Annotated in this window: 16 protein-coding genes; 7 read left to right on the forward strand and 9 right to left on the reverse strand. The window is 43.4% G+C overall.

What is annotated here, in order from left to right:
• Window positions 1-22: 22 nt before the first annotated feature.
• On the forward strand, window positions 23-244 hold the full coding sequence (locus AXF12_RS12100) for a hypothetical protein (protein WP_066429820.1): 222 nt from the start codon (window positions 23-25) through the stop codon (window positions 242-244).
• On the forward strand, window positions 223-924 hold the full coding sequence (locus AXF12_RS07455) for a DUF4421 family protein (RefSeq protein WP_066429822.1): 702 nt from the start codon (window positions 223-225) through the stop codon (window positions 922-924). The genes AXF12_RS12100 and AXF12_RS07455 overlap by 22 nt, the downstream gene beginning before the upstream one ends.
• A 221-nt stretch (window positions 925-1145) precedes the next feature.
• On the opposite strand, the gene AXF12_RS07460 is transcribed toward AXF12_RS07455, so the two are convergent.
• Entirely contained in the window at window positions 1146-1943 is a 798-nt protein-coding gene (locus AXF12_RS07460) for a DUF6261 family protein (protein ID WP_066429825.1), read from the reverse strand.
• Between the two features lie 586 nt (window positions 1944-2529).
• The gene (locus tag AXF12_RS07465) at window positions 2530-3729 is read right to left on the reverse strand and encodes a class I SAM-dependent methyltransferase (RefSeq protein WP_066429827.1); all 1200 of its coding nucleotides are present in this window, start codon (window positions 3727-3729) and stop codon (window positions 2530-2532) included.
• 260 nt (window positions 3730-3989) lie between these two features.
• Between AXF12_RS07465 and AXF12_RS07470 the strand changes: the two genes are divergently transcribed.
• Window positions 3990-4994: an acyltransferase family protein gene (locus tag AXF12_RS07470; protein WP_066429831.1), complete on the forward strand. Its 1005-nt coding sequence runs from the start codon at window positions 3990-3992 to the stop codon at window positions 4992-4994.
• Between the two features lie 121 nt (window positions 4995-5115).
• Here the strand turns inward: AXF12_RS07470 and AXF12_RS07475 are convergent, their stop codons facing one another.
• The 5 genes from AXF12_RS07475 to AXF12_RS07495 form a co-directional block, all read right to left on the reverse strand.
• Window positions 5116-5832 (reverse strand): DUF4369 domain-containing protein, encoded by a 717-nt coding sequence (locus AXF12_RS07475; RefSeq protein ID WP_066429833.1) that lies wholly within the window; start codon window positions 5830-5832, stop codon window positions 5116-5118.
• Between the two features lie 133 nt (window positions 5833-5965).
• Window positions 5966-7012, reverse strand: a complete 1047-nt coding sequence (locus AXF12_RS07480) for an isochorismate synthase (RefSeq protein ID WP_082752981.1) — start codon at window positions 7010-7012, stop codon at window positions 5966-5968.
• Window positions 7013-7143: 131 nt separating this feature from the next.
• Window positions 7144-8889, reverse strand: coding sequence for an ABC transporter ATP-binding protein (locus tag AXF12_RS07485; protein WP_394336604.1), 1746 nt, complete (start codon window positions 8887-8889; stop codon window positions 7144-7146).
• A gap of 314 nt (window positions 8890-9203) precedes the next feature.
• Window positions 9204-10661 (reverse strand): aminoacyl-histidine dipeptidase, encoded by a 1458-nt coding sequence (locus tag AXF12_RS07490; RefSeq protein WP_066429842.1) that lies wholly within the window; start codon window positions 10659-10661, stop codon window positions 9204-9206.
• Window positions 10662-10801: 140 nt separating this feature from the next.
• The gene (locus AXF12_RS07495) at window positions 10802-13024 is read right to left on the reverse strand and encodes a patatin-like phospholipase family protein (protein ID WP_066429845.1); all 2223 of its coding nucleotides are present in this window, start codon (window positions 13022-13024) and stop codon (window positions 10802-10804) included.
• Window positions 13025-13556: 532 nt separating this feature from the next.
• Here AXF12_RS07495 and AXF12_RS07500 point away from each other — a divergent pair.
• Window positions 13557-14093 carry a DUF4136 domain-containing protein gene (locus tag AXF12_RS07500; RefSeq protein ID WP_066429849.1) on the forward strand — a complete coding sequence of 179 codons (537 nt, stop codon included), beginning with the start codon at window positions 13557-13559 and terminating at the stop codon, window positions 14091-14093.
• 68 nt (window positions 14094-14161) lie between these two features.
• Here AXF12_RS07500 and AXF12_RS07505 read toward each other — a convergent pair whose 3' ends face one another.
• Window positions 14162-14854, reverse strand: a complete 693-nt coding sequence (locus AXF12_RS07505) for an LrgB family protein (RefSeq protein ID WP_066429851.1) — start codon at window positions 14852-14854, stop codon at window positions 14162-14164.
• On the reverse strand, window positions 14851-15234 hold the full coding sequence (locus AXF12_RS07510) for a CidA/LrgA family protein (RefSeq protein ID WP_066429858.1): 384 nt from the start codon (window positions 15232-15234) through the stop codon (window positions 14851-14853). The genes AXF12_RS07505 and AXF12_RS07510 overlap by 4 nt, the downstream gene beginning before the upstream one ends.
• A gap of 158 nt (window positions 15235-15392) precedes the next feature.
• Between AXF12_RS07510 and AXF12_RS07515 the strand changes: the two genes are divergently transcribed.
• The 3 genes from AXF12_RS07515 to AXF12_RS07525 all read left to right on the forward strand — a co-directional run bounded on the left by AXF12_RS07515 (window position 15393) and on the right by AXF12_RS07525 (window position 19804).
• Window positions 15393-16346: a hypothetical protein gene (locus tag AXF12_RS07515; RefSeq protein WP_066429859.1), complete on the forward strand. Its 954-nt coding sequence runs from the start codon at window positions 15393-15395 to the stop codon at window positions 16344-16346.
• 121 nt (window positions 16347-16467) lie between these two features.
• Window positions 16468-18885, forward strand: coding sequence for a glycosyl hydrolase family 95 catalytic domain-containing protein (locus tag AXF12_RS07520; protein ID WP_066429861.1), 2418 nt, complete (start codon window positions 16468-16470; stop codon window positions 18883-18885).
• A gap of 172 nt (window positions 18886-19057) precedes the next feature.
• Window positions 19058-19804, forward strand: coding sequence for a class I SAM-dependent methyltransferase (locus AXF12_RS07525; protein ID WP_066429863.1), 747 nt, complete (start codon window positions 19058-19060; stop codon window positions 19802-19804).
• Window positions 19805-19844: the final 40 nt, after the last annotated feature.

The following is a 19844-nucleotide window of genomic DNA, read 5'->3' on the forward strand; positions in this document are numbered from 1 at the left end:
GGAGCTTTCAGCGCGCAAAGTTATGAAATTAAAACATATTTTACTTACTTTTTTAGCAATAACTTTTCTTCCTACCCTATCGGCTCAGGATCGCGACACCACTTATATACAGCCCTATCCGCAGGATATATGGCTTAAAGCCTTTATACCCACAAAGTTACTGATGGTTTCCCAAGATAAAAAAACGTATCTCCCCAGCACTTCTTTTAGCTTTGGGGTGGCGTGGGTCTACGTAAGATTATAGGCATCAACATACTGGCTTCAACTAATATATTCCCTCTGGAGAACGATCGGAAACTGAAGAGCAACATCATTGATTTACAAGCGCATAGGTATGGTAAATACCTATTTTTCGACGCATATTATCAAGACTATGAAGGTTTCTACCTCAGGGATAGCAAACCTACCGAACCCAACTATCGCAACCTATCGATGCAGCAGGTAGGCATTGAAGCCACTTACGTATGGAATGGCAAGCGCTTTTCGGCTCGTGCCGCCTTCGAACAAAGCGAATTGCAGGTGCGATCAGCGGGTAGCTTCCTCTTTGGTAATGGGGTTTACTGGCACAGAGTTGAGCCCGACCCTGATTTACAAGGGCTTACGGACACTTCATTTGAGAACATTCAAGTGGGTTTCCACTTTGGCTACGTCTATACTTGGGTGCTTGGGCAGCGATGGGCGCTTACTTTTGGTGAAATCATCGGCGCTAATTTCGGCAACCAATCTGATGCTTTTAGAGCTTGGAAACTCAAGCTGCACCCTACGACTATGACCCGTTTATCTGCCATTTATGCTAAAAATGACTGGCTTATTTCCTTTCAAAGTATCTTCAACAACAAATCCGTGTACCCTATCAACGGGAAACCTATACGAATAGTAGCCTCTTTGCTACAAATATCCTTCACCAAACACCTTAACTTGTAATTGTAGCGGGCTTTTGCAGCTCAAAATTCCTTCCCCTCCTCCTCTACTCCATTTGGGTACTCTTTAAAATAAAAAAAACTATAACAGGGAGAAATTTCGTGATATGAAATTACCACGAAATCACTCCTGCTATAGGTGCCCTAATGTTTAAATTCACAGAAGATTAGGGACTTTAACATCTCAATTACTCTAAATCACACTACTTAAATATGTCGTATAATCTAATTATTCGTAACTTTAAAAGCTGCCACAGGTTGAGGTAGCTCCTCGTCATCTAAATTGTTTTTCTTTTTGTTGGCAACCGCTATACCTACTCGTTGGCTGTGCGCTCTTACCGTGTCGTCAATGAGCTTATTCGTTTTGGTGATAAATGCTGCTGCTTCATCTGAAGGTTCCACAATATTCTTTGCTTCAGCGTGCGCAATCAAATAAAGATAAAGATCACGAAGCTCCTTGCGTTCCTTACGTACATTGATTCTCGGGCGATTAAGCTCCTCTTCTGAACGCCCTGCTACCATCTCTTGATAACGTTTATTGGTATCCTTTAGCTTTTTTACCGATTCAGCGAGTCGTAAAATATCTATATTCGCTAAATTCTCGGGTTTATCGATATCTTTAAGGAAAGAATCGATGATTTGCGACTTCTGACGCTTCGGTGTATTATGCGTACTGGTATAGTTTTTGAACTCTTTGTAAAGTGCACCAGCTGCAACAGCCTCATTATGAACACCACTTTTACGTGAATTCTTAAATTCAATCACTAAGTACGATAGCAAATTGCTACGTAACTTATCCAAACCTTCAATACTATCAGAGCTCTGATTTACACGACTTTGATGCGATGCTTCTGTAAGATTATCTATCTTCTTTCGCATCTCTGTCAGTAGATCCTCAGTGATAGCCAGTTTCTCGATAGTTGCTGTAACAGCATTCGTTACTACCTCTTTCATAAACTGCGTATACTCATCATTATTGAGCTTTGCAGCATTGATCCGTTTTACTTGCAATAATGTATACATAGCTTACTGTTATTTTAAGTTGTAATTCTATGGCGCAAATGTAGAAACAATTTTTGATACTCGCAAATTTTTTTATGAAAAAATTTTTATAAATTTTATAACTATATAATTTACAATATTTTAAAATTTAAATATTTTTTTGATTATTTACTTATTCTATGAAATTTTCATTTATAAAGTTCAAGAGAGCTATCTTCTTTTCTTCTATAATATATATTAATATTAGCGTATTTATTCTCTATATAATTATTTTTTTAAGTTAAGAACATTATTTTTACACCTATATATACAGTACAATTCTATGAGATAAATAGCTTTTACTTTTATAGAGTGCATCATTATATAAAAATAATGATTATAATGCTCCATAATTTCGTATATAAATATAAAAAAACAGTTATTATACTACTATTTTTTATAAAAAATAATAAGATAACAGCTGTTTATTTTATTTCAATTGCAATTTTTAATGATTAAACGCTATTTTTATCATTAAAAATTACAATATATCATAAATAAAAAAATCGCAGCTTATAAAAACTGCGATTTTAATGAATAATTAAAATATAATGAACGAATAGTTCCTCTAATTTGAGTGAACTATTAACTCGTTATGCTCATTTTCATCGGGATGTACATCAATTAATTTACCTCGAAGTATCTCTATCCCACGAATGGAACGAGTAAAAATGAGATAATCTTCCCCTCCTTCGGTGAGCTTACATTTCTTCTTGAGTTCATCTACACTGAGAGGGTAGTTTTTACTGATGATATTGTATTTACCTCCGATGATTTCATCGATGTCAACCTCTTCAACCTCGAGCACTCGTCCTGCAAAGGTAGTTATCAACCGATCAGAAGTGTACAAATGGGTATTTGCTTCCAGTTTTTCCACTCCAAAACGCTGTACAATGTAGTTAAATGCCCCTGATTTCAAGATTGCGTTATTCGGAATGTACAAATAATGCTTTGGTGGAGCATATAAAGCTGCAATCTGCTCTATTTCATCGTAGAAAAAGCTAACATCGGGCTCTTTAGCCTCCAAATTGGCACAATGTACGAGCACTTCTTCGGGTTTTTTGTCGTAATGCTGCACGATAACAAGCTCTTTTACCTCATTCTTAACGGCAATGATAGCCACTATAGCTATATTTTCAAGCATTTTGAATAGGTATTTAAGGTCTGCCATCGGCGAGAGTTTCATCACCACCCTATTGGTATGCGCGCGCAACAGCGGTTGTAAGGCGATGGGGTTGGGTTCCAACTCGTCGAGAAGGAACTTTCTCGTTCCGTAAGCGTCTCTACGTGAGGGATCTAAATAAATACAATCATAGCGATCTTTGTCGTTCTGCAAAAAGTCCTCAGCCTTATCCTGCCAGAAGTTGGCTTTCCTGCCAAAGGTTTTCCAATTATGACGCAGCAGCGTTACCAGCTCACGGTCAGGCTCAACAATAGTAACCTCCTTGAAGCCCTCCGACATAAAGTAGGCGTCAATTCCGCTGCCGCCAGTAAGGTCTAAGTACCTGTTTCCCACCATATCATCGGCTTTCCACTTGGCGGTCGCCTCTGAGGAAGCCTGCTCCAAATTCATTTTCTTGGGGAAAATGATCCCCTCTTTGAGCATAAATGGGAATTTCTTCTTTGCAATGGCAATTCCTTCGATTTGTTGCACCAAATCGCGGTTGGTAGTCCCTGCAAATAGGGGCTTCTGCAATAGCAACCTACTGAGGTTGCGGGGTGGATAGGAGCTTACAAACTCCTGAATTTCTTTGGTAAGATGTAACATATCAATTTGATTTTAAATGAATTAATAAAAATATACAAGGTTTGTGATTTCAATATCACACAGCAAAGGTAAACAGTAATTTTTAACTACACAAATATTTTTGAATAATTTTTTGTAGTAATTTATTATAATCGTTGGTAATTAGAGCTTTAAGAAATCTCTAAAAAATAAAAGTTGTGCTTTTTTTGGCTATTTGCGATGATTGTTTTACCTTTGCCTCAGTAAATGAGGTTGTTCACCTATAATATATATGCACAATTATGGCACAAAAACGTAATCCACTCATTGATTTGTTAAAAGGATTTGCGATCACGCTGGTGGTGGCAGGGCACGCTTCGCAGTGGTTTTCGGGCTATGACCTTACCAATAGGCTGTTTATTACCATTTATAGCTTCCATATGCCGCTATTTATGCTGCTTTCAGGCTATGTTTGCTATAATGAATCCCATCGCGTGAACCTAAAAAAGCGATTTCAGGTGCTTGTAGTCCCTTTTTTTGTGTGGTTTTTCATAAATATACTTGTTTATCATCATATTCTCGACTATAAGGACGTAATTTCAAGGCTCTACAACCTCATTTACGATCCTGCGACAGGCAATTGGTTCCTGTGGATACTGTTTTGGCTCTGCATTTTGCTCTATTTTGCCCTCAAAATCTCCAAAAAACACACGGAATTAGTGCTACTTTCCTTCTGGGGAGTGATCGCAATAGCCTTTTTCGCCTTAGGTTCACCCGATCCATCTTTTGGGCTCTACCAGTTGTCGTGGTGTACAGTACACTTCGCATTGGGCTACATTCTGCATAAATATGAACCTTTTTTGATCAAATATGTACGAATAGCGGGTATTATTAGTATTTTTGCGTTCCCAATCTTGATTCTTGGGGTGCCAAAAGCCAATACATCGAGCTTTTTATCGGAAAACACACACGTTTCTGAGAGTTTCAAGCAACTTATGCAGATCACACACCTATATTTAGTATCACTTACGGGTATTTTAGCCTCTTATAAGCTCGGTGAGTGGCTAAATGCGAGGCAAAGTAAGTTGCGTACGCTCTTCATTTACTTAGGTACGATATCGTTGGAAATCTATGTAACGCATTATTACGCCTACTTTTTGGTCGAGAAGCTCAATACCATCATCGGCGATCACTTTTACGTCAAGGTGCTGCTCTTTACCACACTTGCCATCGCAGGATCTGATCTATTCCAAAGGCTCGTTCGATATTGCAAACCGCTACGTAAACTGCTTTACGGTCGTGATTAGTGCAAAAATCGATCAACTTTGAGATAAAAAAGCACCCCTCAACTTCCTTTTCTGGGAATTTTGGGGTGTTTTATATAAATACTATGCCCAATGAATACAATTTTAATGCTTTAGGGCTACTTTACTGAGATATTTTGTGCATTTCTTCGATGTATAACTTCATTTCCTTACCATATTTAGAAGAAGCTACGTCCTTTGAGAATCCATTATAGATCGAATCGAGGTATTTTACCCCTGTATCAGCTGCATCGGAAAGCACCACATAAGGAGATATATACGAATCAGGGTGGTGAAGAGCGTAGTTGAGCACAAATAAATGACGGTGCAGTTGGTTGCGTTCGGAGATTTTACCAAGTGAATCCGCCTCAGCTATATTATTAGCTCTGAGGGCGTTAACCTGCTTCTCTAAAAGTTCTGCATTGTGAAAGCTGAACCTACGTATCGTCTTGAGATACTCATCATACTGCTGTTGGGTTTCCGACCCAGAGATTTTTGCCTTCACTTCAAACATATCATACGCACTATTGATGGTAATCGTCTTAGGCTCCCCGAAGAACAACAACCGATCTCCGAGGTCAGTACCTGCTTTCTTACTCAGATCGAGGTAAATATAGAAGACCTCAGGTGATGTGAGTTTTCTCTTAAAGGTAAATTTGCCATTGCCATCCGCCTTTACCGAATCGAGATTGACAAGTTTGCCATCTTGAATTTGCTGTAAGTAGATGGTGCCTTTTTTTAATCCTTCAATATCTCCATTTACTACCATAAGGTCTTTCTCCTCTGTATGCGAACAACTTATGATCATTCCTAAAATAGCAAAAATCAGTATTCTTTTCATATTTTAAATGTTTATATCTCCAAAGTTAGATTTCAAGTGCAAAGATACTACTTTTATGTAATACAAGTCAAATATAATAAACTTTTTTACAACAAAAGTTTTTATAAATTGCTAATCCTTTATTTTTTATTACTTACAGCACCGCGAGCATTGTCTGCGCTTTGTGCTGCGTCTCGGCAAACTCGCTCTCTGGGTTAGAGTCCTTGGTGATGCCACCACCTACGTATAGATGTGCTTTGCCCTCTTTAAGCTGCATACAGCGCAGATTGACGTACAGGTCTAACTTATTTTCTTCCACAAGTCCGCAGAAGCCTGTGTAGTACTGCCTGTCATAGCCCTCGTTGGCGAGGATAAACTCACGTGCTTTCTCAGTAGGGTAACCACAGACCGCAGGCGTTGGGTGCAAGGCTTTTACTATCTCCCACACGTCTACTTCTTTCCCTACAAACGCATTCATATCTGTACACAGATGGCATACGCTTCCTGCGGCTTTCGTATAGGTAGATGAGGCACTTACATTATTGCTGTAAAGGGCTAATTTCTGTTTGATAACATCTACGACAACCTGTTGTTCGGCGCGCTCTTTATCGCCCCACTTTGGGTGGGTATAGCCCATAAGTGGCTGTGTACCTGCCAATGCCATTGTAGTAACCACACTATCATTATAGTTGAGCAACAGCTCTGGGGTAGCCCCCGCCCACATACCTATCTCGGGGTGGTAGAAGACATAACAAAAGGCATTGGGGTAACGCTCAATCATCCGCTGCAAGAGGTTCATCATACTATCAAGCTGATAGTTGATGGTAATCTTGCGCGAAAGCACCACTTTCTCAAAGGCACCTGAGCGTATCTTCTCCACTGCCTTAGCCACTAAACGCGTATGCTGCGTGCTCTCATCAGGTATAGAGGAAAGAGTACCCTCTCTCAGCTGTGGGGGTTCCATAAAATTGACCGAGGCACGCTTATCACGAGGCACTATAATCGCCTCATCCACGCCTCCACCAAAGGGTGCAAAAACAAAGCCCGCAGGCTTCTCGCCTAAGCGATAGACCTTACGGTCGCTCTGCACTATAAAAGTAGGTTCAGCCTTTCCTTTCTCTTTGTAAAACACAATGGGCTGATTGTCGCCGAAGATCGTCTTAGGATCTACAACTGAACTCATAAAATCATTTGAATACATATATTTATTATTTTAGGTGTGAGGTCTGGGGAGTGGGGTATGAGGTAGGTGTCAGGAGTGAGCTTTGAGACAGTGACTTATCAGATCTTTGGTGCATCAGTCCTCATACCCCATACCTCACACCCCAAACCTTAAATCGCTTGTGTATCATAAAATGCTTTAAAGGCTCCGCCTTTGGCGAGGAGCTCTTCTTTGGTACCTTGCTCTACTAAGCGTCCGCCTTCGAGCATCAGTATCTTGTCGGCGTATTTGGTTACCGATACACGGTGGCTTACGATCACTACGGTCTTGCCTTTGAGCGTGTCGCGTAGGTTGCTGAGGATCTTCTCCTCGGTGTCGGTGTCTACGGCTGAAAGACAGTCATCAAGGAGGTAGATGTCGGCGTCTTTGAGCAGGGCACGGGCTATGGCTATGCGCTGCCGCTGTCCGCCACTGAGGGAGACGCCTCGCTCGCCCAACACTGACTCATAACCGTGAGTAAAGCCCTCAATGTTGTGGTGCACCACTGCCCGCTTACAAGCCTCTACAAGCTGCTCGTCAGTGGCGTTGTTGCCAAAGCGCAGGTTATTGGCGATGGTGTCTGAGAAGAGGAAGTTCTCTTGTGGTACTACCGATATGCGACTGCGCAATGCCTGCACTTGCCACTCCTTTACGGGGGTATCCTCTACAGCGACCTCTCCCTCAGTGGCATCGTACATACGGGTGATGAGGTCAAGGACGGTGCTCTTGCCGCTGCCCGTTTTGCCAATAATGGCGACTGTCTGCCCTGGCGTAATGGTAAAAGAGACGTCTTTGAGTGCCTCTATGCCTGTATCTTCATAGCGATAAGAGACGTCTTTGAAGGCTATTGAGCTTTGAGCCTTGAGCTTTGAGCTTTGAGGCGGTGCGACCACAGCGAGTGTGGGGTCTGTGTTATGAGCTTTGAGCTTTGAGCTTTGAGCTGAGAGCTGTGAACTGAGCCCTGAACCCTGAGCACTGGGCACTGTATCTGCTATTTCAGGCTCTTCGGCTAAGAACTCGTTGATGCGCTTTTGTGAGGCTTCGGCTTGTTGTACTATGGAGCTTACCCAACCTACGGTAGCCACAGGCCAAGTGAGCATCATCACATAAATGCTGAACTCTACTATTACCCCGATGCTCTCTATCTTGCCGAGGTAGTAGAGCCGTCCGCCGATGAAGATGACGAAGATGAGGCTGAGGCCTATCATCAATATCATTGTGGGGATGAAGAAGGCTTGTATCTTGGCGAGCTTCATATTCTTCTTAAAGCCGTCGTCAGCGAGTGCAGCGAGTTGCCTATCGGTGCGGTCTTCATCGTTGTAAGCCTTGATGATGCCGATGCCTGAGAAGGTTTCTTGTGAGAAGACGGTGAGGTCTGAGAGGTAGGCTTGCACGCGCATTGTCTCGGTGTTGATGCGCGCGCTCATCTTGTAGATAAGCACTGAGAGTATGGGCAGGGGTATGAGGGTATAGGCGGTGAGCGTGGGCGAGATGATGAACATCAGGGGTATGACACAGACAAAGAGGGTGATGGTCTGCACGCTGTACATTATGGCAGGACCTGCGTACATACGCACCTTGCTGACGTCCTCACTGATGCGGTTCATAAGATCGCCTACGCGATTGCGCTTGTAGAAGGACATCGATAGTTGTTCGTACTTTACAAATATCTCGTTCTTGAGGTCGTACTCGATGTAGCGCGATACGTTGATGATGAGTTGCCGCATAAAGAACATCAACACGGCTGAGACAATAGTGGTGCCGATGATGATGGCGGCGTACTCGATGAGCAGCCAAGTGATCTGCGAGGGGTCTTTGACCTCTGCGCGGGCATACTGCTCAATAGCGGCTATGGAGTTCTTCACATAGCGCGGCATAAAGAGTGAGAAGATGCGCGAGACGATCGTAATGGCGATGCCCAGCAGCAGGTGGTAGCGGTATTTGAAGAAGTATTTGCGTATATGTCGTAAATGAGCCATTTGCTTATTTGTAAATCGGCGGCAAAGATACAAATTAATGGGCAATAAGCAATGAATAATATGCTTTTTTTTATGGAGCTGTAAAAAATAAAATTTAGGTCTAGTAGAGTATATAAAGTTAAAAAAAACAACAGGATGATAGATACAAATGCATCATCCGTTGTTTTTCGTTTTTAGCTTCTTAAGCCAAATTGTAATCATTAAGCTATTTTCTAACCTTTAATAGGTATGTTCTCTAATATCGCCAACAGATACTTCCAGAACTTTTGTACAGAGGCGATATTCACGCGTTCCTCTGGTGAGTGCGCCCCCTTGATAGTAGGTCCAAAGCTGATCATCTCCATATCGGGGTAGTTAGTACCTAAGATACCGCACTCTAAGCCCGCGTGGCACGCTACTACTTGCACTTCTTCACCAAAAAGCTCTTTGTATAAGCCTGTCATCTCTTTGAGGATAGACGAATTGACGTCAGGCTCCCACCCTGGGTAACTGCCTGAATACTCTACCTCAAAGCCACCGAGTTCGAGAGCTGAGCGTATAGCATCTGCCAAGTCAAACTTTGAGGTCTCTGACGAAGAGCGCGTAAGGCAGAGCACTTTGGCTTCTCCGTTAGCCACCTCCACACGCGCAACGTTGTTGCTGGTCTCTACCAAGTCTTCAATCGTTTGACTCATACGATACACCCCATTGTGTGCAGAGTACAAAGCGCGCAGCAATTCCCACTGTGCGGGATAGCTCATCACCTGCTCAGGTATGGCAGCAGTCTCTACCAGCACTTCAAGGGTAGGCTCCGTTACGCTATACTCGTGCTTGATAGCCTCTACCTCATCAGCAAGCGTCTCTAAGAGCGCCTCTTTTTCAGCCTTATTCACTACGATCACCGCCACACTCTCACGCGGAATAGCATTGCGCAAGCCGCCGCCGTTGATGCTTGCCACGCCCATATCCACCTCTTCATCAAGGGCAAACAGCAGGCGGTTCATCAGTTTATTGGCATTGCCAAAGCCTTTGTGAATATCCATACCACTATGCCCGCCTCGCAAGCCTTTCACAGTGAGTTGGAAAGCAACACAGCCCTCTGGGGTCTCTTCAGTGTCATATTCGCGGAAGGCAGTGATATCTACCCCACCAGCACAACCGATGTCGAGCTCATCGTCTTCTTCCGTATCGAGGTTCAAGAGGATATCACCGTGCAATAAGCCTCCTTTAAGCCCCTTAGCACCTGTCATTCCTGTCTCTTCATCGATGGTAAAGAGTGCCTCTAAGGCAGGGTGCGGAATATCAATACTTTGCAAGATCGCCATAATGCTCGATACACCGATGCCGTTATCCGCCCCGAGGGTAGTGCCATCAGCGCGCACCCAATCACCATCGATGAGCATCTTAATGCCTTCGGTGGCAAAGTCAAAGACAGTGTCGTTGTTCTTCTGGTGCACCATATCAAGGTGCGATTGCAGCACCACACGCTTGCGGTTTTCCATACCCGCTGTAGCAGGTTTCCTTATGATTACATTACCGACTTCATCGCGCGAAGTCTCCAAGCCCAAACTCTTACCAAAGTTAAGCATAAATTCAATCACCTTCTCTTCGTGTTTTGAAGGTCGCGGTACAGCGTTCAGAAGCGTAAAATTCTTCCATAACGCCTTGGGTTCTAAATCTGTTATATTCATAATATTTTAGCTTTATTATCTTGTTGTGCTGCAAAGGTACAAAAAATATTTAATAATTGGTTGTGTATCCAGCTTCAAAAATACAACTTTTTAATAGAGTACTATAAATCAACTTATTAATAAACTACTCATCGTATGTATTAAAACCAAAACCCTATATTAAACAGCCACACTGCCTTTTTTACCTCAGGCGAATACGTACACCGCAGCTCCACAGGCCCTAAGAAGCTATCAATGCCGTAGCCTACGCTATAGCCCGTATAGTCGATATGTTTCCACCAATCCACCGTCTTATAAAAATCCTCACCTGCATTGGCTACATTGGCTTGCAGGAGAATATGCTGCTTCTTAAAGGTATCAATATCAAGGGTTACCTCTGCCTTTTGGTAGTTCTTCGCACCAAAACTCAGGAAGTCATACCCAAGGAAGGGCGTATAGTTGTGAAAAGCATTCTTGTTGTAGCCTCCAAAGAAGAAGTTCAGTGCACGCACATCCGCACCGCCGATGGTTACGCCTCCCTCAAAGCCCCAGCGCATTGCCGCGTGCCTACCTAATGGAAAGGCAAACGCCAACTCCGCCTTGCCTGTGGTAAACTTATTAAAATTGTCATAAGCCGATGCCAATGCGTAAAAGTTAAATTGTGTATTGAAATACAAGCCATTGCGGGGGTAAAAACTATTGTCAAACGTGTCATACTTTAAGTAGGAATAGAGGCTGCCGAAGTGCGAATCCTCCTCATAGAGCTGAAAGGCAGCCGTGCCATACACCTGCTCCGTCTCAAACTTCACCTTGCGATGCTCCACACCTAAGCCAAAGACAAAACGGTTGCCCAAGAGCGTTTGTAAGTAAAGCTGATTCTGCCAATCGTACGCCTCAATGTTAATGCGACTCAAGTGCGACTCCTCCGCTGCGTAGCGCGACCAATAGTCGGTGCGTAGCTTGCGGTAGAAGTGATTGTATTTGGAGCGCAACCCATAGCTGATATAGTAGCCCTTATCCACAAAATAATCAAACTGATAGCGCAGATTGTCGCCTACTACCAAGTCCAATGCGAGGTAATCACTCTTTTGCAGCAGCGAATTGGATGTGTAGTTCATCAAGAAGCCTGTCTTAAAGAGATTGTCGTAATGCACCCCAAACTTCAGATAAGTGCGCTGAGGGTTCTCCTTGACGATAAAGTCGATATGCTCACCTTCGTAAGTATGACGGATCTGGTAGTCGATGGCGTGGAAGTTGCCCGTTGCCATAAGGTTATCCAATCCCTTGTCGAGCTGATCAAAGGAGATATTGCGGTCGAGCTTACTCAGGCGTAGTTTCCCTCTGAGATAGCTACGCGTAAAGTGTTCATTACCGAAGAAATGCACGTCCTTCAGATAGAAGGAGTCGATCTTCTGGATACGCTCGCGCTCCTTAGTGTGCTGCTGTTGTGCCGCGATGGCACGCAGTTGCTCCATAAAGGGTTGTGCTGCCACCTCTCCATTGTGGATAATCGCATCGCCCTTGTCGAACGAGATCACGTTGTAGCCCTCTATGTCGGGCTTGATGTAGATGTCGGTACGCTTTACTTTGTCGGGCAAGTCATTGACCATAGGGTAGGTAGTGATTTGCAGCAATATCTTGAGTGCGGAGTCTATCTGTTCACGTGTTGCCAGCGGACTCTGCACGTCCACCCCGATGATGATGTCCATACCCTTCGCCTTGACCTTATCCACGGGGTAATTATCGGCGATACCCCCATCGGTGAGCAGCCGTCCGTCGATCTCTACCAAATCGAAGAGCGATGGGAACGATCCGCTGGCGACTACCGCCTTAGGCAAATAACCGTGGTCGAGCACTACGCCCTCACCCGTCTCGATGTCGGTAGCCACACAGAGAAAGGGAATGGGCAACTGCGAGAAGTCGTAAATCTCACTGACGGGATAGAGCAGCTTTACAAACTCGTTATAGATATTCTGCCCCTTTGAGACTGCCCGCGGTAAGCCGACCTTCCACTTATTAAAAGGCAAGGCAACGGCATAACGGTCGTACACATAGCGGTCGTGCAGCGACTTGGAGCGGCGGGAGGTCTTATCCTGCAAGAGTTTGTCGAAGTCGAGGCTGCGGAAGATAGAGTCCAACTCGTTTGCTGAGTAGCCTGCCGCATACATTGCCCCTACCATTGAGCCCATACTCGTGCCGCCGATATAGTCAATGCGCACGCCTGCCTCTTCGAGCACTTTGAGCACCCCGATATGCGCCAGCCCCTTAGCACCGCCCCCGCTGAGCACTAAGCCCACCTTCAGATCGCGCTTAGGCAGCGTATCCTGTGCTGAGGCAAGTGCTGCGATGACTATGACCAATAGGATTGTTATGAGTTTCTTCACGCTTTTTTGATTCTACTATGAGTGGTTATTCGGGGACAAAGGTATATATTTTTTGTGGAATGACACTGCTATTGGGCTATTTTTTTCTGGGAGAAGGTGTATGAGGGTATCAAAAATAAAAGGAAGAAACATAGGAGACACATAGGAGACACATAGGAGACACATAGAACACAGACAGAACACATATCGAAGTCAGAACGAACTCACAACGAAGTCAGAACGAAGTCAGAACGAAGTCAGATAAGTTAATTAGCTTAAAATATGAGGGTTGTGTTGCAGAGGAATTTGTGGGGCACCTGTAGGTAGAAAAGTGGCAGTATGCCCTCGGTGGGGTTCTAAAATGCAAAGATACACTTTTTTTCTTTCTTTGTGAAATAGGTGAGGTGAATTTTTATCGCTATTTTCATAAGAAATTGATAATCAACTGTAAAAAATTGCTTACAGAGGGCTGCAGATTATTTTTGTAGGGGAAAAGTGGAGTTCGGTACAGATTTTGCTGTGGATTTGGTAGGATATTAAATTTTTATATGCAATGAAAAAGATAGGTATTTTTATAGGGCTTGTGCTGGCACTGACGCTCACCTCGTGTGCCAGTGTGTATGTGACGACGGATTACGACCGCCAAGTGGATTTTTCTGCCTATAAGTCGTATGCGTTTTTCAAGGAAGGGGTGGATAGGGCACAGATATCTGACTTGGATAAGCGGCGAATTTTGCGTGCTATTGAGCAGAATTTGAATGAGAAAGGGTTTACGAAATCGGAGCAACCTGATTTTCTGGTAAATATCTTTACGCGCGAAGAGGAGAATGTGGACGTCTACAACAATTACCCTACGTATTGGGGTTGGGGTGTAGGCTGGGGTCCTTTTTGGGGCGGCAGTTTTTATAATGTGAGTAGGAATATAGAGGGGACGCTTTACATTGAGATTATCGACGCGAAGAAGAAGGAGCTGATCTGGCAAGGGAAAGGCACGGGCTATGTTCCACAATCGGTGGAGAGAAAGGAGGAGGCGATTGCCAATTTCGTGAATCGCATCTTGGAGAAGTACCCTCCTTCGGTGAAAAAATAGGTTTAGTTGGTTCGTAAATAAAAACCTGACAGGGGGCTCAGTATGCCTTCTGTCAGGTTTGTTTATTTCTAAAATAATAGGTGTACGACTGGTGGGGCTAATATGGCGGTAAAAATACCGTTGAAGATCATCCCGAGGCTGGCGTATACGGCGTACTTTTCACTGAGGTTGAAGGCTGCTACTACGCCCAAGGCGTGGGAAGCGGTGCCGAGTGAGATGCCTTTGCCCATTGGGCTTTTGATGCGGAACCAGCGCAGGAGTGTCAGCCCGAAGATATTGCCGAAAAGCCCTGTGGTGATCACTGCCATTACGGTGATTGGGGGGTCGCCGTGCACCATCTTTGAGACCTCTAAGGCGATGGGGGTGGTGACGGATTTAGGGGCTAAGGACTCTGCCAGCTCGTTGTCGAGACCGAAGGCTTTGGCTAAAAGGCATACGGAGACGATGCCTACAAGGCTGCCGACGGCTTGTGATACTAAGAGGGGTACGAGTTGCTTCCTGATCTTGGAGAGCTGCAAATAGAGTGGTACGCCGAGCGCCACGATCGATGGTTTGAGCCAGAACTCAATGTAAGTGCCTGCCTCTTCGTACTTTTTGTGTGAGATGTTAAAGCAGAGTAGGTAGGTGATCAGCACGATAGAAGTCAGTAGTACTGGGTTGAGGAGTGCTGAGTTGAACTTCTTTTGGATATAGATGGCGCCGAAGTATAAGACAAAGGTCAGTGCCAATAGGAATACGGGATTTTGTAAGAAGTCTATCATTTTTGTTTGTTCTTTTTAATAATGTGCTTGAAGTCAATATCTACTTTCTTTCGGAAAAGCTGGTACACGTGTCCTGTGATGAGGATTACAAATACGGTGCTGAGTACGATGGAGCCCATAATTGCCCAGAAATTGGCTTCGATGATGTCGAGATAGTCCATAATGGCGATACTCGGGGGGACGAAAAAGAGCCCTAAATTGGAAATAAGCAGGTCGGAAAGGCCTTTAATGGCGTGTAGCTTGATCCATTTCAGGTGAAGGAAGAGTGTTAAAAAAAGCATTCCAATAATGCTTGAAGGGAAGGGGATATGAGTAACAGCCACGACTAATTCCCCTAAGGCTAAGCAACCAAAAATGATTGCAAAATAACGTATTATCATCTTATTTTATATAAATTGAAAACGGCTGCAAAGGTACGAATGTTTGTTACTTTCGATATGTTAAATAAACGTTAAATAAGTTATAAAATATACTTAAACACTTGCAAGATATTATTTTTTATTTCTAAATTTGCCCCGTGTAAACAAAACGAAATATTATGAGTAATAATTACGACAGACCAGTTTTCGATCCTAATTCAAATTTAGGTTCACAATCATTATCGTCTTATGAAGAAGATGACAAACCCAAAGGAGGTGTCTTATCCAAGATTATTATTGCCTTGTTAGTATTGGCAACAGGAGGGTTGGGCTACTATACGTATTCGCTCAATAAGGATAAGGATATGAAGGAATCAGAGCTTAATTCTCAAAAAGATCAAATCATTAAAGAGTTAGGTGCTTTAAAAGGGAGCTACGACAAGGTGGTGGAAGACAATAAGAACGTCAACCAAGACTTGCTCGATGCTCGTGAACGAATTAGCCGTTATATCGACTCAGTTCAAAATATGAAACTGAACATTCAAGATTTGGCACGATTTAAAGCACAAGCCTTCAACCTTACTAAGGAACGTGACTTCTTAATCAAAAAGAACGACTCACTTATGCGTGCCAATACAGCTATTAGAAAGGACCTTGATAGCGTATCAGTGAAGTTGGACAATACCAATGCTAAAGCCGATTCATTGGCAAGACAGGCTTCTAAGCTAAAAGAGGTGGTTGAGGCAGGATCTGCATTACAGATCTCAAAACTCTACGCACAGGGTATCAAAGGTGAGAAAAACAAAATTACTGATAGAGCACGTGGTGCAGAGAAAATTAGAGTATGCTTTACCGTAGGGGGCAACAGAATCGCTAAGAGCGGCTCACGATACTTCTACGTGAAGATAGTAGCGCCTTCAGGGCTTACCTTAGGGGCCAACGACTCTACTTCGTACAACGAACGAACAGCTAACTTTAGTACCGCCACTAATTTCATCTATGAAAACAAGAGTGTGGATGTGTGCGACTTTGTTAGCAAAACAGGTAAAGAGTTTGAAAAAGGTACCTACAAAATCACTGTATATGACGACAGATTAGAGGAAGTAGGTCAGACAGACTTAGTGCTGAGATAGTTGTTCTGATATTCATATACAAAAGAGCAGTTCTGAAAAAGGGCTGCTTTTTTTTGTGCTATTATTTTGTCTATCTGACAACAATTGTGTACCTTTGCAGCATAAAAACTATATCATTATAATGAAGACCAACTTACTTCTTTTATTACTGATCCTGAGTAGTTTTGCCTACTCACAGCCACAGGACGTAGCAGTGGTATTCCACTCACCTGCAGCTACTTTTACCGAAAGCCTCCCCATTGGCAATGGCAGATTGGGGGCTATGCTATTCGGTAGAACTGATATAGACCATATTGTGCTCAATGAGATATCACTATGGTCGGGCGGTGCCCAAGAGGCTGACGATCCAGAAGCGCATAAGTATCTACCAGAAATACAACGCTTGCTTTTGGAACGCAAGAACTTAGAGGCTCAAAAGCTCTTAGAAAAACACTTTATAGCCAAAAGTAAAGGCTCTTGCAATGGCAGAGGGGCTACCTGCCACTACGGTTGCTATCAAGTGTTAGGCGAATTGAGCCTCGACTGGGGGAGCAATAGCACTGTGAAGAACTATCGGCGCATCCTCGATCTTGAAAAGGCAATGGCAACCACTACTTTTGAGCGCAATGGTGCCCAAATAGAGCAGCGTGCCTTTGCTGACTTTAAGAACGATCTCCTCTGGGTGAAAATACGTAGTAATAAGCCTTTGGGAGTAAAAATTGCTCTTAATCGAAAAGAGAATGCTACCACTCGCTATGAGGGTAACAGAATCGTGCTTAATGGTATTTTGCCCGATGAGGATAAAGAAGGGATGCACTTTGCCTCAGTGATAGAGGTAAGTGCTGATGGCACCCTGCAAGCTACTCCCTCAGCCTTAGCCGTAACCAATGCCAAGGAGATTGTACTGAAAATCAGCGCAGCTACTAATTACAATTACCTCAACGGCGGTCTTACCAAGGATGATATACTGAAAAAAGCAGTATCTTATATAGAAAAATTACCTAAGGACTTCGAGAGGGCTTATACAGAAAGCAAAACCCTCTATCAGGAGTTGTTCAATCGCAACCGCTGGACGAGTAAGCCCAATGCCACTACTGAAAGCCTCACAACTTTCGAGCGCCTTGAGCGTTTCCATAAAGGTGAAAAGGACGCCCTTATGCCTGTGCTGTACTACAACTTCGGACGTTATTTATTGATATGCTCTTCACGCAAAGGACTATTACCCGCCAACCTACAAGGCTTATGGGCAGAAGAGTACCAGACTCCTTGGAATGGTGATTATCACCTGAATATCAACCTACAAATGAACTACTGGCTGGCCGAAATGGCAAACCTCTCTCAACTGACAGAGCCACTACATCGCTTTACGAAGCACTTAGTGCCTAATGGTGAAAAGACAGCCAAAGCGTACTACAACGCAGAGGGATGGGTAGCCCACGTGATAAGCAATCCTTGGTTCTACACTTCCCCTGGCGAAAGTGCTAATTGGGGCTCAACCCTCACTGGAGGGGCTTGGCTGTGCGAGCATCTGTGGCAACACTATCAGTATACTCAGGATATTGATTTCTTAAAGAAATACTACCCTGTATTGAGAGAGGCAGCACGTTTTTTTGAGAGTGTACTGATCAAAGACACTCAAACAGGCTACTGGGTAACCGCCCCTTCTAATTCACCTGAAAATGCTTATATATTCCGTTCCAGCGGCAAGAGCAAAAGGCAAATAGGCTTTACTTGCATCGCCCCTACGATGGATATGCAGATCATAAGGGAGTTATTTACAAACACCTTACAGGCATCTGAAATATTAGGGCTGGATAAGGACAAGCAGAAGCAATGGCAAGATATTATCGCCCATACAGCGCCTAACACCATTGGTAAAGAGGGTGACCTAAATGAATGGCTCGATGACTGGGAAGATGCTGAACCTACCCACCGACACGTATCGCACCTTTATGGACTCTACCCTTATGATGAGATCACCCCGTGGGACACCCCAGAACTTGCAAAAGCAGCTAAGAAAACACTCGAAAAGCGAGGCGATGGGGGCACAGGATGGTCGCGTGCGTGGAAGATCAACTTTTGGGCACGCTTGCAAGATGGTAACCACGCATTGCTACTACTCAGGCAATTGCTAAAACCTGTAAACCCTACAAGCAAAGAGGGACAACTGGGTGGCACCTACCCTAACCTATTCTGCGCACACCCTCCATTCCAAATTGATGGTAATCTTGGTGGGGCTGCAGGCATCGGTGAAATGCTATTGCAAAGCCACGGGAAAAATGGTACAATACGCTTCTTACCTGCCCTACCCTCTCACGAAGATTGGAAAGCAGGCAATATGAAAGGAATGCGAGCACGCAATGGCTTTGAAGTCAGCTTCCAATGGGAAAACTTTCAACTAAAGCAAGCGGAGATACTCTCATTAAGTGGCAATAAGTGCTCGGTTTGGCTTCCCACTGGGAAAAGTGTATATCTGAACGGAAAAGTGATCGCCAAAGGAGATAAAAATAAAGAGGTGAGTTTTCAGACAAAAAAAGGGAACAAGTACCTCATCTATTGAATTATAGAAAATAAGTTACTTTTTTCTTTGCAGTGTAATTTTATATTTGTAATTTTGTCATCTCAAAATAAAAGCTAATCAAATTTTATCATATAAAAGACGAATAAATTAGTTTATATTATGACGTCTAATGAGAAAGCTATAGCACAAAACTGTATAAACAAATTTATAAATGACAAAACAAGAAAAACTTCATTCGATATTGAGAGATGACCTCAACAAGACGTATGTATCAGAGGATGGGGAGATACTGAAATATCTTAACCCTGCCTATTTATCAGGGGATAATGAGAAATATATGCAGCTCTATAACAAATTAGCTCCTTTGTACGACTTTGGCGAGCGTTGGATAGGATGGCTTAAATATGGCAATACCGTAGCGAAAATGCGCAGCGAGATGATGCAGCTCTTGGAGTGGAAGCAAGGGGTGAAGGTGCTGTACGTATCGGTAGGTACAGGCAAGGATTTTAATTATTTGCCCAAGAGTGTAGATAAAAAATCACTTGACATTGTCGGGGTAGACATATCAATAGGAATGTTATGGCGTGCACAGAAAGTATGGAAGCATAAGCTCAACCTCTCATTAGTGAATTGTGCAGCAGAAGATTTGCCTTTTGTAGATAATAGTTTCGATGTGGTTTTTCACGTGGGAGGTATTAACTTCTTTTCAAACAAAGAGCGGGCAATCAATGAGATGTTGCGCGTAGCCAAACCGCAAACCCTACTGATGATAGCCGATGAAACGCAAGACTTTATTGAGAGTCAGTACAAAAAAAATAGTTTGACCAAAAAAGCATACGCAGACGCTCATTTTGATTTGAGTGAAATTGAGAAGGCTATTCCTGAGATAGTACTCAATCGTCAGACACATTATTTGTGGGATAATCGCTTTTATGCAATGACTTTTAGAAAACCTTGAATGGAGGGCAAACGCTGTACGATGATTTTAGTAATAATGA

This window comes from Capnocytophaga haemolytica, from assembly GCF_001553545.1.
Classification (GTDB): Bacteria; Bacteroidota; Bacteroidia; order Flavobacteriales; family Flavobacteriaceae; genus Capnocytophaga; species Capnocytophaga haemolytica.

Bases quoted from the DNA above. Each gene is read 5' to 3' on its own strand.
- AXF12_RS07510 (WP_066429858.1), bottom strand. From the start codon at position 15,234: ATGATAATACGTTATTTTGCAATCATTTTTGGTTGCTTAGCCTTAGGG.
- AXF12_RS07465 (WP_066429827.1), bottom strand. From the start codon at position 3,729: ATGTTACATCTTACCAAAGAAATTCAGGAGTTTGTAAGCTCCTATCCA.
- AXF12_RS07475 (WP_066429833.1), bottom strand. From the start codon at position 5,832: ATGAAAAGAATACTGATTTTTGCTATTTTAGGAATGATCATAAGTTGT.
- AXF12_RS07500 (WP_066429849.1), top strand. From the start codon at position 13,557: ATGAAAAAGATAGGTATTTTTATAGGGCTTGTGCTGGCACTGACGCTC.
- AXF12_RS12100 (WP_066429820.1), top strand. From the start codon at position 23: ATGAAATTAAAACATATTTTACTTACTTTTTTAGCAATAACTTTTCTT.
- AXF12_RS07460 (WP_066429825.1), bottom strand. From the start codon at position 1,943: ATGTATACATTATTGCAAGTAAAACGGATCAATGCTGCAAAGCTCAAT.
- AXF12_RS07480 (WP_082752981.1), bottom strand. From the start codon at position 7,012: ATGTATTCAAATGATTTTATGAGTTCAGTTGTAGATCCTAAGACGATC.
- AXF12_RS07520 (WP_066429861.1), top strand. From the start codon at position 16,468: ATGAAGACCAACTTACTTCTTTTATTACTGATCCTGAGTAGTTTTGCC.
- AXF12_RS07490 (WP_066429842.1), bottom strand. From the start codon at position 10,661: ATGAATATAACAGATTTAGAACCCAAGGCGTTATGGAAGAATTTTACG.
- AXF12_RS07470 (WP_066429831.1), top strand. From the start codon at position 3,990: ATGGCACAAAAACGTAATCCACTCATTGATTTGTTAAAAGGATTTGCG.
- AXF12_RS07505 (WP_066429851.1), bottom strand. From the start codon at position 14,854: ATGATAGACTTCTTACAAAATCCCGTATTCCTATTGGCACTGACCTTT.
- AXF12_RS07515 (WP_066429859.1), top strand. From the start codon at position 15,393: ATGAGTAATAATTACGACAGACCAGTTTTCGATCCTAATTCAAATTTA.
- AXF12_RS07485 (WP_394336604.1), bottom strand. From the start codon at position 8,889: ATGCCGCGCTATGTGAAGAACTCCATAGCCGCTATTGAGCAGTATGCC.
- AXF12_RS07525 (WP_066429863.1), top strand. From the start codon at position 19,058: ATGACAAAACAAGAAAAACTTCATTCGATATTGAGAGATGACCTCAAC.